This window comes from Clostridium sp. BIOML-A1, assembly GCF_009874105.1.
Taxonomy (GTDB): Bacteria; Bacillota; Clostridia; order Lachnospirales; family Lachnospiraceae; genus Coprococcus.
Window position 1 is genome coordinate 139,977 of the sequence record NZ_WWTL01000002.1, and the last position, 13,830, is coordinate 153,806.

Annotated in this window: 15 protein-coding genes and 1 tRNA gene; 4 read left to right on the top strand and 12 right to left on the bottom strand. The window is 38.8% G+C overall.

Going from position 1 to position 13,830, the window contains the following annotated elements; translation table 11 throughout:
- Position 1: 1 nt before the first annotated feature.
- The 8 genes from GT641_RS02200 to GT641_RS02235 form a co-directional block, all read right to left on the bottom strand.
- Positions 2 to 802 carry a GTP pyrophosphokinase family protein gene (locus GT641_RS02200; RefSeq protein WP_008400800.1) on the bottom strand — a complete coding sequence of 267 codons (801 nt, stop codon included), beginning with the start codon at positions 800 to 802 and terminating at the stop codon, positions 2 to 4.
- A 27-nt stretch (positions 803 to 829) separates the two neighbouring features.
- The gene (locus tag GT641_RS02205; RefSeq protein ID WP_161116725.1) at positions 830 to 1,660 is read right to left on the bottom strand and encodes a hypothetical protein; all 831 of its coding nucleotides are present in this window, start codon (positions 1,658 to 1,660) and stop codon (positions 830 to 832) included.
- Positions 1,661 to 1,675: 15 nt separating this feature from the next.
- Positions 1,676 to 2,854 carry a phosphoribosylaminoimidazolecarboxamide formyltransferase gene (locus GT641_RS02210; RefSeq protein WP_008400796.1) on the bottom strand — a complete coding sequence of 393 codons (1,179 nt, stop codon included), beginning with the start codon at positions 2,852 to 2,854 and terminating at the stop codon, positions 1,676 to 1,678.
- Between the two features lie 27 nt (positions 2,855 to 2,881).
- A complete protein-coding gene (locus tag GT641_RS02215; protein WP_161116726.1) occupies positions 2,882 to 3,595 on the bottom strand; it encodes an IMP cyclohydrolase in 714 nt (237 codons plus the stop codon).
- Between the two features lie 114 nt (positions 3,596 to 3,709).
- Complete coding sequence (gene trxA / locus GT641_RS02220) at positions 3,710 to 4,027, bottom strand: thioredoxin (RefSeq protein ID WP_008400794.1); 318 nt, start codon at positions 4,025 to 4,027, stop codon at positions 3,710 to 3,712.
- Between the two features lie 333 nt (positions 4,028 to 4,360).
- The gene (locus GT641_RS02225) at positions 4,361 to 6,850 is read right to left on the bottom strand and encodes a ferrous iron transporter B (protein ID WP_161116727.1); all 2,490 of its coding nucleotides are present in this window, start codon (positions 6,848 to 6,850) and stop codon (positions 4,361 to 4,363) included.
- Positions 6,851 to 6,947: 97 nt separating this feature from the next.
- Entirely contained in the window at positions 6,948 to 7,169 is a 222-nt protein-coding gene (locus GT641_RS02230) for a ferrous iron transport protein A (protein WP_008400791.1), read from the bottom strand.
- 161 nt (positions 7,170 to 7,330) lie between these two features.
- Positions 7,331 to 7,543, bottom strand: coding sequence for a FeoA family protein (locus GT641_RS02235; RefSeq protein WP_117807586.1), 213 nt, complete (start codon positions 7,541 to 7,543; stop codon positions 7,331 to 7,333).
- 261 nt (positions 7,544 to 7,804) lie between these two features.
- Here GT641_RS02235 and GT641_RS02240 point away from each other — a divergent pair, with 261 nt between their 5' ends.
- Together GT641_RS02240 and GT641_RS02245 are read left to right on the top strand one after the other, a co-directional pair.
- Positions 7,805 to 7,951: a FeoB-associated Cys-rich membrane protein gene (locus GT641_RS02240; RefSeq protein WP_008400788.1), complete on the top strand. Its 147-nt coding sequence runs from the start codon at positions 7,805 to 7,807 to the stop codon at positions 7,949 to 7,951.
- Between the two features lie 79 nt (positions 7,952 to 8,030).
- Positions 8,031 to 8,408: a metal-dependent transcriptional regulator gene (locus GT641_RS02245; protein WP_008400787.1), complete on the top strand. Its 378-nt coding sequence runs from the start codon at positions 8,031 to 8,033 to the stop codon at positions 8,406 to 8,408.
- 48 nt (positions 8,409 to 8,456) lie between these two features.
- Here the strand turns inward: GT641_RS02245 and GT641_RS02250 are convergent, their stop codons facing one another.
- Positions 8,457 to 10,154: a S8 family peptidase gene (locus GT641_RS02250; RefSeq protein ID WP_008400786.1), complete on the bottom strand. Its 1,698-nt coding sequence runs from the start codon at positions 10,152 to 10,154 to the stop codon at positions 8,457 to 8,459.
- 762 nt (positions 10,155 to 10,916) lie between these two features.
- On the opposite strand from GT641_RS02250, the gene sigE reads away from it, so the two are divergent.
- Positions 10,917 to 11,654, top strand: coding sequence for an RNA polymerase sporulation sigma factor SigE (gene sigE / locus GT641_RS02260; protein WP_008400784.1), 738 nt, complete (start codon positions 10,917 to 10,919; stop codon positions 11,652 to 11,654).
- A gap of 7 nt (positions 11,655 to 11,661) precedes the next feature.
- On the opposite strand, the gene GT641_RS02265 is transcribed toward sigE, so the two are convergent.
- Complete coding sequence (locus GT641_RS02265) at positions 11,662 to 11,883, bottom strand: hypothetical protein (RefSeq protein ID WP_243104444.1); 222 nt, start codon at positions 11,881 to 11,883, stop codon at positions 11,662 to 11,664.
- A gap of 76 nt (positions 11,884 to 11,959) precedes the next feature.
- On the opposite strand from GT641_RS02265, the gene GT641_RS02270 reads away from it, so the two are divergent.
- Positions 11,960 to 12,043, top strand: a tRNA-Leu gene (locus tag GT641_RS02270).
- A gap of 237 nt (positions 12,044 to 12,280) precedes the next feature.
- Here the strand turns inward: GT641_RS02270 and GT641_RS02275 are convergent.
- Positions 12,281 to 13,171 (bottom strand): class B sortase, encoded by an 891-nt coding sequence (locus tag GT641_RS02275; RefSeq protein WP_243143671.1) that lies wholly within the window; start codon positions 13,169 to 13,171, stop codon positions 12,281 to 12,283.
- Between the two features lie 100 nt (positions 13,172 to 13,271).
- Positions 13,272 to 13,724, bottom strand: a complete 453-nt coding sequence (locus tag GT641_RS02280; protein WP_008400781.1) for an NUDIX domain-containing protein — start codon at positions 13,722 to 13,724, stop codon at positions 13,272 to 13,274.
- Between the last annotated feature and the right edge of the window lie 106 nt (positions 13,725 to 13,830).

The window sequence follows — 13,830 nt, forward strand, 5'->3', positions numbered from 1 at the left end:
TCTATAACCCCTGTGCTTTGTATCCTTCTGCGATAATATCAAGCTGTTTGGAAAAATCCTCCAGCTTTTCCAGATCATCCTTCTGGTAAATATCATAAAATTCATTCTGTATCTTTACAACCTCTCGCTGATTACCGACATAATACAGATTTTGTATATTAGTCAGTATATCTGCTACTACAGATGCCTTATAATTAAATGAATTCTGTGCATCCATAATCTCGCCACGGACAGATGACATCTCTTTATCCAGTGCAACGGTTGCATTTGCTGCATTTAACAGTTTTTCCCGGATATGCTCCGGCATATTGTGACGATATTTATACTGAAGAGAATGTTCGATCGTCGCCCAGAAATCCATTGCCATTGTACGTATCTGGATCTCTGCCTGGATTGTCTGCAGTCCCTTGATCGTATAAACATCATAATTCAGTATAATATGATAACTTCTGTATCCGCTTGCCTTTACATTTGTAATATAGTCTTTCTCTTCCCGGATTGACATATCCTTGCGATTTCTTATGATCTCTACAACTTTGTAGATATCCTCTTCAAACTGGCACATAATACGGATTCCCGCGATATCATCCATTTCTTCCACGATATGATCCATCGGAATATGTTTCTTCTGCATCTTATCCAAAATACTTGAAATTCTTTTCACACGTCCGGTCACATTCTCAATCGGAGAATACATTCCCTGACTGCGGTAATCTTTTATGATATGCTTAAATTTCAGAAGCAGTTCATCTACTGCCTGCTCATACGGAGATAGAATCTCCTTCCATAATTGTATTTCCATGAATAAAATGCCTCCTGCCAATTCTACCTATTCATCATCATGGGATACTCTGGTATAAAGGAAATTATATTCATCTGCACCCGCCTGATAATCGGGATACAAATTATATAATTCTTTTGCAAGCTCATATGCTTTATCATAATCCTGTATCTTCTCATAATATGTGATCTCCTGTAAACGGAGTTCCTTTTGGAATGTGTTATCACTGGCCAGACCATTATTGATATAGCCATATGCGTTATCCAGTTCGCCGATACTGATATAATATGCCGCATATTGTGCATACAGATAAGAATTATATCCATATTTTTTTATATACTTCTCATAATTTTCAAACATATGCTCAGAATCATTCATGGAAGCATAACAGGTTCCGATATAAAGATATAATTCCGGATAATCTTTAACATACTGTTCCAGAACCGGAAGTGCTCCGGCATAATTCGAATCTGAGAAATCCGATAACGCCTGAGCAATTTCCTGCATCTTCTTCACATCCTTCTTATCCGCTGATGTCTTCTGAAGGATCGTATCGTATTCATCTACCGCTTTTTTATAATCTGCAGTTTTCATATAGATATCTGCAATATAAAGTCTGGTATTCTTATCCTTGTTTTGAGAAAAAATCTGTTTTTCCGAAAGAGCTTCTGTGAATTTATCAAGAGCTTTGTCATATTCCGAATTCTGATAATATGTAAGTCCTTCATCAAAATACCGATCTTTATGTGATATTAATTTTGAAAGAATCACAACAGCAGCAAAAATAATGATCGCACATGCAAGCAAAAATATAAATACTTTTCCAAAATCAATGTTGGATCTTTTCTTTCTGCGTCGTCTTCTGTTTCTTTTTGCCATATCTGCCGCTCCTGATTAGTGATGGAATAAACGGATACCTGTAAATACCATTACCATTCCATATTTATCACATGCTTCGATCACAAGATCATCTCTTACAGATCCACCCGGCTGAGCAATGTATGCAACACCACTCTTCTTCGCACGTTCAATGTTATCTGAGAATGGGAAGAATGCATCAGAACCAAGTGTAACATTCTGATTTCCGGCAAGCCATGCTTTCTTTTCTTCTGCTGTAAATACTTCCGGTTTTACCTTAAAACGCTTCTGCCATTCACCGTCACGGAGAACATCCTCATATTCATCACCCATATATACATCGATCGCATTATCTCTGTCTGCACGTCCAAGACCATCAACAAACTGAAGCCCCATAACCTGTGGAGACTGACGCAGCCACCAGTTATCAGCCTTCTGACCGGCAAGTCTTGTACAGTGGATTCTGGACTGCTGGCCGGCACCGATACCGATTGCCTGACCGCCCTTTACATAGCACACGGAATTAGACTGTGTATATTTTAATGTGATCAGTGCAATCTTCATATCGATAAGAGCTTCTTCCGGTATATTTTTATTCTCTGTTACAATATTGGATAAAAGATCCTTATCAATATTCAGTTCATTTCTTCCCTGTTCGAATGTAATTCCAAATACCTGCTTGCGTTCAATCTCAGCAGGAACATAATTCTCATCGATCCGGATAATATTATAATTACCTTTCTTCTTCTGCATCAGAAGCTCCATAGCTTCGTCTGTATACCCGGGAGCAATTACACCATCTGATACTTCACGCTTAATGAGACGGGCTGTATCCGCATCGCAAACATCTGACAATGCAATGAAATCACCAAAGGATGACATACGGTCTGCACCTCTGGCTCTTGCATATGCGCATGCAAGTGGTGACAGTTCGCCCAGATCATCTACCCAGTAGATCTTTGCAAGTGTATCTGTAAGAGGAAGTCCTACTGCAGCACCTGCCGGTGATACATGCTTGAAAGATGTAGCTGCCGGAAGTCCGGTTGCTGCCTTTAATTCTTTTACAAGCTGCCAGCCGTTAAATGCATCCAGAAAATTTATGTAGCCCGGCTTACCATTTAATACGGTAACCGGAAGATCACTTCCATCCTCCATATAGATTCTTGATGGCTTCTGATTTGGATTGCATCCGTATTTTAATTGAATTTCGTTCATTCTGTATTTCCTCCCGATTCGTGATAATTACTTGTTCTTATTGATGATTCTTGTCTCATACTTTCCTGTTGCGATATCGATATATCTGACAAACAGGGATACCTTATTGTCTTCATTCAGGCTTTCCCATACCATATTTGCAAATGCATCGATATCACCTGATATACCAACTAACTTCGGTTCTCCCTCAAAGCTTGGAAGTGGATTGTCATCATGCATATATGTATGAATAAAATGTCCTTCTCCGTTTGCGGGATTCTCATATGAAAATGTATATCGGTTGCATGCCGACGGATCTCCGTTATTGCTCTTTAAGATAGACATTGCATAGTCATACTGTCCGCCTTCGATATGCATAACTCCGGAAATTCTCGGTGTATAGTTTGGACCATCCGGTTCAAACTCGCGGCATCTGAGTGACTGTTCAAATGTAAGCTCTTTATCCATTCCATCATAGATCGTATCGGTCTGGTCACCATTTGTTACGATCGTTCGGTTACCAAGAACCCGAACCGGTGCGTAAATGATAAGACTCGGATCTTCAAGCTTGGATGGATCAAATGCTTCTGTACGGATTCCTTCGCCCTCTGTAACAAATACACGATTTCTGGAATTCACACTTCTACCCATGATAAAGTATGCGGTAACTGCCTTTGTTCCGTCTTCCGAACGTCCGATCACAATTCCTCTGCCGGGATAAGAATTACCCTTAAGTTCCTCTGATAATGATAACATTTTCATTTGTAAACCTCCGTTTAGTAAATTAGTCAATTCATGTACCCATTTATCTGGTCGCTGTCTTTCATCTTATAATAATATGCTTTCTTTTGCAAGCGTTTTGGACTGCATTCTTATCTACTGAAACTGGCGGATTGCCTGAATCAGCTCGGATTTTGGAACTGCTCCCACGATTTTCTTTATAACTTCTCCATCTTTATATAATAAAAATGTCGGAATTGATACAACCTTGTTTGCAAGTGCAAGTTCCTGATTCTCATCTACATCCACCTTGCATACCTTTACCTCCGGAAATTCGTCAGCCAATTCTTCAACGATCGGTGCAACCATTCTGCATGGTCCGCACCAGGTCGCCCAGAAATCAACCAGCGTAAGTCCCTTTGCCTTTAAAACCTGATCTTCATATTCTTTTTCATTTAAATGTATAACTGCCATAGTAAAAACCTCCAATTCGTCATTCGTTAATTATATAGGCATCTCAATCATCTTACATCTGTACTTTCAAAAAACATTTCTGACAAGCAGGTGTTCTTGTATTATAGTATACATTCATTTTCCTCTATCATACATTTATTTGTCAACTCATTTCACGGAGTTTTAATAAATATCTACATTTGTCATCTTGTCTGTCAATTCGATGAACGCCGGCCGACAGACAGGAATTTATATAAATCTGATTTCTGAATAATAACCGATACACGAAATGCGCGCTGCCACAAAGGGAAGCGCGCATCGTATTGTATGTGTATTATATGTTAGCCTTTATAATTATGCATTTAAGAATTCTTTGCTTGTCTTAACCTTCTTGTTTGGATCCGGACGGAATAACAGGAAGAAGAAAGCAACGATGATCAGGATCGCTACAACAGTGCCGATACCAAATGAACATGCACCTGTGAAGAGACCTGCGATTCTGTAAACAACAAGGGATACAAGGTATGCGAAACCACACTGATATCCGATTGCGAACCAGAACCATTTTGCACTGTTCATCTCTCTCTTAATAGCACCCATTGCTGCGAAACATGGAGCACAGAGTAAGTTGAATACGAGGAATGAGAAACCACTTGCTGTTGTGAATGCTTTTGCAAGCTCACTGTATACCGTGCCTTCTCCACCACCGTAAAGGATACCCATAGTACCAACGATATTTTCCTTAGCAACAAGGCCTGTAATAGATGCAACAGTTGCCTGCCAGTCGCCCCAGCCCTGTGGCTTGAAGATCCAGCAGATTGCTCCACCGATCTTAGCTAAGATACTGTGGTCGATCTGATCCTCTGAAAGCATCTGGAATTTGCCATCCAGAACACCGAAGTATGTTGTGAACCATACAAGGATTGTTGAAAGGAGGATGATGGTACCGGCCTTCTTAATGAATGACCAGCCACGCTCCCACATACTTCTTAATACAGAACCGATTGTCGGGATATGGTAAGGAGGTAACTCCATAACGAATGGAGCCGGATCTCCTGCGAACATCTTTGTCTTCTTTAAGATAATACCGGAGCAGATAATTGCTGCAATACCGATAAAGTAAGCACTTGTAGCAACCAGTGAAGATCCACCGAAGATCGCACCTGCGATCATTGCAATAAACGGAACCTTGGCACCACAAGGAATAAACGTTGTAGTCATAACTGTCATACGACGGTCTTTTTCATTTTCAATCGTACGGGATGCCATGATACCAGGAACACCACAACCTACACCTACAAGAATAGGAATGAATGACTTTCCTGAAAGACCGAATTTTCTGAAGATACGGTCCATGATGAATGCGATACGTGCCATGTAGCCACAGTACTCAAGAATTGCAAGTAAGATGAACAATACAAGCATCTGAGGTACGAAACCAAGTACAGCACCAACACCGGCGATAATACCGTCAAGGATCAGTCCCTTTAACCAGTCAGCACATCCGATCTTATCAAGACCTCTTTCCGCAAGATCAGGAATAGACGGAACGAACACACCATAATCAGCAGGATCGATCTCTGCCATTTCTGTCTTGTTGAAGTATTCTACTGCATCTAAATAAGACATAGCATTTGTCTTATCTTTTTTTGCACCGGCAGGTACTTCTGAATAATATACATCGATATCGTAAGTATCAAGAGTTTCTTCATCTTCCATCTGATACTTAACACTTGCTTCTGTATTTGTATTTGCTTCGATAGCTGCCTTTGTTGCGTCAACATCTATAGCATCTTCATCATCTGTTACAAGTACGCCATATGCATCAAGTGCATTTGTAGCTGCATCGTAATCGCCGGATGCTTCTTCATAATCTTTGGTTCCGATACCGAATAAATGGAAACCGTCACCGAACAGATTATCATTTGTCCAGTCCGTGCACCATGCACCGACTGTTGACATTGCAATATAATAAACCAGCCACATTACAATAATGAAAATCGGAAGTGCAAGGATACGGTTGGTAACGATCTTATCAATCTTATCTGAGGTTGTAAGCTTTTCACCCTTTGTATTCTTCTTTACACATTTTCCAATGATAGATGAGATATATGCATATCTCTCACTGGTAATAATACTCTCTGTATCATCATCGAATTTATCTTCCAGTGCTTTGATCTCATCTTTACAATCCGGCACACTGTCCATCTGCTCTGCAATCTTTGTGTCTTTTTCAAGAAGCTTGATCGCAAAGAATCTCTTCTTTCTTTCTTCGACTGTAAGCTTTGCACTTACGCTGTCGATTGCATCTTCAACAGCCTGATCGAAGCTATGTACACGCTTATTCTGTACTTTCTTCTGTGCTGCCGCAACTGCTTTTTCTTTTACTTCATCAATTCCTGTACCCTTCAATGCCGAGATCTCTACAACCTCGCATCCAAGTGCATTGCTCAGGTTCTTGATATCGATCTTGTCACCATTCTTCTTTACAAGATCCATCATGTTAACTGCCATGATAACCGGGATTCCCAGCTCGATCAACTGTGTTGATAAGTACAGGTTTCTTTCGATGTTCGTACCATCAATAATATTGATGATCGCATCCGGATATTCCTTGATCAGATAATTTCTGGCAACAACTTCCTCTAATGTATATGGAGAAAGTGAATAAATACCGGGAAGGTCAGTGATGATAATATCTTTGTGACCCTTTAATTTTCCTTCTTTTTTCTCTACTGTAACACCAGGCCAGTTACCTACATACTGGTTTGAACCTGTAAGTGCGTTAAATAATGTTGTCTTTCCACTGTTTGGATTACCTGCCAACGCTATTTTAACTGACATTTTTATGCTCCTTCCTTTTTGTCTGTCATTTTCTATGATTCATCAAATAAGTAAATCATCTGCTTCGTTGTATGTAGGATCGGTACGATCCACACATTTATTCAACAACGATCATTTCGGCATCTGCTTTTCTTAAAGAAAGCTCATAACCGCGTACTGTTACTTCAACCGGATCACCAAGCGGCGCAACTTTTCTGACATAGATTTCTACACCTTTCGTGATTCCCATATCCATGATACGTCTCTTTACAGGCCCTTCGCCAACAAGTTTTGTTACCTTAACTGTCTGACCGACGGCAACCTCTCTTAATGTCTTCATACCATTTCGCTCCTTCTTTTTTCTTTATACATATAAGAAAGTCTCCACATATTCAGACCGGATTCTGTGACGGCTTTTCTTCTTATACATTTGTGTATATAAACAATTGCACCGGCAGCTACCAATGTGCAAATACTTATATTTCTGTTTTTTCGGCATCCTTATACCATAATTTTGGCTGCCATATCTTTTCCGATGGCAACTCTGGAATCTTTTACATTTACGATCATATTACCGTTTATCTCTGAAACAACTGTTACTTCTCCACCTACGACAAAGCCAAGCTTCTCAAGAAACTGTCTTGTTTCATTTTTTCCACCAACTTTGGTAATGGTCTTTGTTTCTCCAATATTCATAAAAGTTAAAGGCATCATATTCCATCTTCTTTCATAATCGTATAAATTTATCATTAAGCAATATGCTGTTTCAAATTTCATCGTTAGTATATACTAACCCTCATTAGAAGTCAATAACATTTTTTAGAAAAATATAACATCATTTAGAAGCTTGTAACGTATCTTAGTTGTATATAACAAAGTTATATTCTTAAAATGCAAATTTATTTATTATGCTTGACATTTTCATATGGTTAGTTTAAACTAATTACGATTATAAAATTGAAAGGTTGGATTATTATGGAGAAATATATAGGTACTATTATTGTTGCTGCTATTATTATACTTGTGTGCGTACTTGCGATCCGTTCAATGGTAAAAGATAAAAAATCCGGAAAATCTGTTCAGTGCGGAGGAAACTGTAACAATTGTCACGGATGCCATTAGTTTTATCTTTCTTTCATTTGAACCTTATTCCGGTTTGTGATATAATGTTCTGTAAATAATTTTTTAATGGGGTAAAGCTATGTTAACAACGAATGAATCAGTTGAAAACTATCTGGAAACAATATTGGTATTAAGCAAGAAGCTGCCTGTTGTCCGTTCGGTTGATATCTCAAATGAACTTGGTTATAAGAAATCAAGCATCAGTGTTGCTATGAAGAATCTTCGTGAGAACAACTACATAACGATGAGTGATGCAGGATTTATTTCACTCACCGATTCAGGAAAAGAAATTGCTGAGATGATATATGAACGGCATGAGCTTCTCTCTGCCTGGCTTATACAACTTGGTGTTGATCCCGATATTGCATCTGCCGATGCCTGCAAGATCGAGCATGTAATCAGCAAAGAAAGCTTTAAAGCAATTAAAGATCATGTATTAAGCGGAGCCAATCACTAGCTTTTCTAGTGACTGGCTCTTTTTATGTGTTCCTTACGGCTCACATTTCTAACGGATAGAATTTTCTACACATAAAGTTCCCCAACCGATATATATGTTTGGATACTCTCTCGCTGATTTTATCCTTTTTGCTCCGCGGATCAACGAAGCCTTCAGCTTTTCTCCATACAGAAACGGATCGTTTCCGTTTACAATTCCCCACTGCATCAGCAAGCATGCAGATCCGGATACAAACGGAACAGCCATAGATGTTCCCGATGCAAAGGAATAATCATTTCCCGGATATGCAGTGTAAATATCCACACCGGGTGCAGCAAGATCCGGTTTGATCCTGTCATTTGCCGTATAACCTCTTCCTGAAAAATATGCAAAATCATCCACATTCTGATCATAAGCCGCTACCGTAATCAACCCTTCGGCAGTAGCGGGAATCGTAAGTGTCCCAAATTCTGTTGGATTCAGGAATTCCACATTTCCTGTAAGACTTGCCCGAATCGGCAGATAGGCATCTATCACCCCACTAACAATTTGCTTCGGGTGAATCAAGACCTTCCACTGCCCTTTATCTATATAATTTTTCTGTCCCTGAAATGATACAAATATTTCCTGATTACGGTTATACGGATTTGGCGTTCCATAGATTCCTTTTACAAAAGTGTTTCGATAGGATCCTGTTCCGATGTTTTGCGACTCACTTAAGGTCAGTATGATGTCTCCGTTTGGCGCAATGATTACAATATCAAAGCGGTCATTATAATTTTTCCATAACTGAAGATTAAATGAAGCTACATAGTCGCTTACAAGCAGATCAATCATACGATATGAAGTATTTCCGAGAATTACACGCTGATGCCTTCGGTTGATCGCATCATTTCCTGTTCCCGTCGATATTGAGCAGATAGCAAATCTGGACACATCGTTGATATAATTTTCAAGCAGCGAATCACCTTTATGGGAGCCGTAATTATTTCCATAACTGAGATTTATCGATATCGGTCGATTCATTTCGATTCCCGTCCGGATTGCATAGTCAATTCCAAGGATAAGACCAAGTGTAGTTGGGAGCTTAGATGCGGTATCGCTTCCAATCTTTACAACCAAAAGCTCTGTCTGAGGAGCAACGCCAATATTCGTACCGGCCGCAATAGCCGCAACCTGTGTTCCGTGCCCGGAACGATCCTCAGATGGAAGAATTCCTGCATAACTTCCATCCAGTATTGAATTCAATTCTTCATTTGTATAAATACGTCCCAGCTTATAAGTATTTGCATATGTATCCTGATATACCGCCTGCTGATCCCAAAAAGATAAAATTCTGCTTTTTCCATCCCTGACAAATTCATTATGTCTATAATCAATTCCCGAATCAATAATCGCAAAGATTGTTCCGTCACCATCCAGGCCGTAATTATTGATGAAAGTTCCGGACAGACAGGATGCATACTGAGCATAAGACACCTGCTGTTCCACACTTTTCGGTTTATCTATATAGATAATTCTGGGATCTGCTGCAAATGCATTCAAATACGCTTCTGAAATCTCAATAATTGCATAGCCTGCCAACAGATAATATATCTGCATCCGATACCGTTCCACCAGATCAGATATATCATCATTATATCGAATCAAAAGCTGCCATGTACTCTTCTCGGAACTGTATCCGATATACAGCTCTGCCTCGCTCTCGTTGTATGTATTTCTTGTCGATATCGCAAGCTCCAATTGCGTATCAATATTATTTTCCATTTTCAACTTCCACCCTGTTTTCAGGTATAATCTTTATCTGTTAATCATATGTTTTTTTACAGCAATTTAGAATATTCAAATCATTTTGTAAAATGTTGTTAATTGTTTGAAAACATCGAAAAATATAAATAAAGTTAGAACTTTTCCACATTATCAACAGATTTATACACAAAAATAAGATTTTCAGTCTAAAAAACAGGTATTTCATCCTATATTTATCCACATTTGTCATATACAGTCGGGATTCCTTGTTTTCAAATTCCCTAATACGACGAAATATTTCCCTGTATGTATATATAATTGCATTTGCAAAATAAAAGAAAGTAAATCATATGAACTATTTTTTTAATTTATTTATAGGCAGAAAACATCAGACAATACAGGCAAATGGCTTTATGGATACCGGAAATACCTTAAAAGACATTTCAACAGGAAAACACGTCGTCATTGCATCCCCTGAGATCATGTATGATCTTTTGCCCAGACAATACCATTACATTGTATATGACTACACAAACGGCACCCAGTCTTTCGATCGAAAATCAGCTTTATCAATGCCGGAAGGCATCCATCTGGTTCCATACCGGACAATCAGTTCTGAATCGGACCTAATGCTTGCTTTCGACTGTGATTTCTTCTTTATTAACAATCGGCTGATTCGAAACCGACCATTGATCGGGCTTAGCAGGCATACCTTACAAATCAGTCATATGTCCAAATGCATATTATTAAATTCAGCATATTTGAGAAAGGTAAGAAAAAATGATAAATACATTAGCAAATAACGATTTTAAATTTTCAGTAGTTTCAAATATTATGACTTTATTACCTGTATCCCGAAAGGATGTCCATTACATAGGCGGCTGTGATGTACTGCCGGCTCCTCTTGAACCTTATGAAGAAAGTGCAATGGTTGCAGGTCTTGGAAACGGCGACGATCAAGAAATCAAAAAAATACTGATTGAACGAAATCTCCGTCTTGTAGTTTATATTGCAAAGAAATTTGACAACACCGGAATCGGTGTGGAAGATCTGATCTCGATCGGTACGATTGGTCTGATCAAAGCTATCAATACCTTTAAATGTGATAAAAATATTAAACTGGCAACATACGCCTCCAGATGTATCGAAAATGAAATCCTTATGTATCTGCGCAGAAACAGCAAGCTTCGTATGGAGATATCCATCGACGAACCGCTAAATGTTGACTGGGATGGCAACGAATTACTGTTATCCGATATTCTCGGCACGGATGAGGATACCGTCTATCGAAATATGGAAACCGAGATGGATCATTCTTTATTGGAGACCGCCGTCTCACATCTGTCGGAAAGGGAACGGACTATTATAGAACTGCGCTATGGGATTAATACTATCAATGGGATAGAACGTACCCAGAAAGAGGTGGCCGATCTTTTAGGGATCAGCCAGTCCTATATCTCAAGATTAGAGAAAAAGATAATAAAGAAATTGAAAAAAGAGATTATGAAAATGAGCTGACGCCATCTTAATGATGGTAATCAGCCAACTTTCTCTTATAATCGTCTACCATCCGGCGCATCTTCTGATAATCTTTTTCTTTCAGATCACCGGATGCTTTAAAATCCTCTACCATCCGATCCAGTTCCTTTAAAGCATCATGAGCCAGATCTTTATAGTTATTGGCAAGATTCATATTCATTTCCGTAAGCTTCGCGTTCAACTGTTGTTTTATATTACGTTTCATCATTGTTTCATACCTCATTTCAGGAAATAATTATTGACACTGTTTTTACCATGTGTTACTATTACAAAGGTTCACAAACGCCGGCATGTCGGAATTGGCAGACGAGGCAGACTCAAAATCTGTTGGTGGCAACATCGTGCGGGTTCAAGTCCCGCTGCCGGCACTTTCTAAATTTTTCCCAACTATGAATATAATTGAAAAAAGCTAGGTTTTAAGCCGTTTCTAGGCGCTTCATATTGTATCACATATGCAATTAAATGTAACATTTTGCCCCTAAATTGCCCCTTAATGCAATATGTTTGCCCACCTTTTGCCCACCAGATTTGGTGGCTTTTTATTTATATGAGACTTAAGCTGCTCTGCAAATGTAATTTTGTTTCCTATCGGTGCGCTGTCCCTGTTACTGTAATCGGCTGCTGTTATCAATCTTCTTTGCAACGACTACAAACCGTCCGTTATCTGTATGATATGCACAGGTTGATAATGTCAGCAGGTGATCACCATAAGAAGCTGTTTCTTCTATTGTATATGGTGTATTTACTTTTGCGCGGCTTACATAATCATCAAATGCTGTTTCCGATTCGGCATTAATAAAACTATATATATTATAATGCTCTGTATCATCTTCCGGATATGCCTTGGTATAAAAGGCTGCAATCACGGTATAAGTACCCGGTCCATCTAAAGTATCAAAAATGATCGTCTTATGTTCCTTATAGAAATTTTCATCCTCATATTTTAACAGATCGTGAAACATGCTTCCGGCTTTCATATTGTGACCATACAGGATAACATTATCAGATACTTCACCTGTCGGGCTGCAGTTTGCCGCTGCAAATAAAGTACCTGCCGCACTGTATTCTCCATTAAAGTTTCTGTGAATATAATACTCCTCGTCATTCGGCGTATACATAACCGGATAATCGATCCTCGTTCCATAGATATAGAGCCAACCGATAAAATCAGGATTCTCCTCATATACCGAAGCATATTTTTTATAAACCTGCTTCTTCTGTACTGTTACATAGACAGGTTCTCCTTTATCATCTGTGCAGTCACCATCTTCTACCGTTTCCTTAATAGCCGAAAACGCTGTTTCCGCTTTATAATTCGTATAAAAATAGATACCCAGATAACCGCCGCAGCCAAGGAAGACCAGAATACACAGCACAAGTATGATATTTAAAAATAATCCATTCTTTTTTTTCATATTTTTTAACGAATCATCATAATCTGAATTCTGATCCGGCTGTCTCTTATCCATGTCTGCCTTTTCTTTTGATTCTTTCATTCGAATCGAGATCCTCCTTATGTAATTTTTATGCAACTGTAATTTATTATTATAAAGTAAAAATCTGACTATTTCTAAATAAACAGTCAGATTTTAAACCTTAAAAATACTTTCTGCTTCCCCAAAGATTATTCCGTTTCAGTTCTACATACTCTGCATATGCCTGTTCCAGAATATCCTTTTCATTCGGAAACTTCAGAAGGTGGTAGGCTTCATGATACTTGTAGTAACCGGAATCCACAAAATATTCTTCACGCTGCGGTTTGCTGTAATAGCTGTCCGCCATCATCAGATACCAGTGTACATCCTTGTTTACCACATCAAAAGCAGTATTAAATGTATAATTGCTTTTTCCTACATACTTAATAATAGATGCGCTAACACCTGTCTCCTCTTTTACTTCTCTGAGTGCAGTCTGGTTATGCTCTTCACCTTTTTCAACTGTACCCTTCGGGAGAACCCATCCTTCATATTTGTTTTTGTAGTTTTTGTACAGTAATAATACTTTTCCTCTGAAGATTACCACACCTCCGCAGCTTGTTGCTTCGATCACAGCAAATCCTCCTGTCTTTTCGGTGTTGTAAATGCTTCAAGTTCTACTCACATTCGACTACGAATAAAACTCTGAACCGACTTACATCTGCCAGCCCTTAATTGGT

Coding starts and splice junctions, on each gene's coding strand:
- GT641_RS02210 (WP_008400796.1), bottom strand. CDS start 2,854: ATGAACGAAATTCAATTAAAATACGGATGCAATCCAAATCAGAAGCCA.
- GT641_RS02230 (WP_008400791.1), bottom strand. CDS start 7,169: ATGAAGACATTAAGAGAGGTTGCCGTCGGTCAGACAGTTAAGGTAACA.
- GT641_RS02240 (WP_008400788.1), top strand. CDS start 7,805: ATGGAGAAATATATAGGTACTATTATTGTTGCTGCTATTATTATACTT.
- GT641_RS02205 (WP_161116725.1), bottom strand. CDS start 1,660: ATGGCAAAAAGAAACAGAAGACGACGCAGAAAGAAAAGATCCAACATT.
- GT641_RS02265 (WP_243104444.1), bottom strand. CDS start 11,883: ATGATGAAACGTAATATAAAACAACAGTTGAACGCGAAGCTTACGGAA.
- GT641_RS02200 (WP_008400800.1), bottom strand. CDS start 802: ATGGAAATACAATTATGGAAGGAGATTCTATCTCCGTATGAGCAGGCA.
- GT641_RS02225 (WP_161116727.1), bottom strand. CDS start 6,850: ATGTCAGTTAAAATAGCGTTGGCAGGTAATCCAAACAGTGGAAAGACA.
- sigE (WP_008400784.1), top strand. CDS start 10,917: ATGATAAATACATTAGCAAATAACGATTTTAAATTTTCAGTAGTTTCA.
- GT641_RS02215 (WP_161116726.1), bottom strand. CDS start 3,595: ATGAAAATGTTATCATTATCAGAGGAACTTAAGGGTAATTCTTATCCC.
- GT641_RS02250 (WP_008400786.1), bottom strand. CDS start 10,154: ATGGAAAATAATATTGATACGCAATTGGAGCTTGCGATATCGACAAGA.
- GT641_RS02235 (WP_117807586.1), bottom strand. CDS start 7,543: ATGATGCCTTTAACTTTTATGAATATTGGAGAAACAAAGACCATTACC.
- GT641_RS02245 (WP_008400787.1), top strand. CDS start 8,031: ATGTTAACAACGAATGAATCAGTTGAAAACTATCTGGAAACAATATTG.
- GT641_RS02275 (WP_243143671.1), bottom strand. CDS start 13,171: ATGAAAGAATCAAAAGAAAAGGCAGACATGGATAAGAGACAGCCGGAT.
- trxA (WP_008400794.1), bottom strand. CDS start 4,027: ATGGCAGTTATACATTTAAATGAAAAAGAATATGAAGATCAGGTTTTA.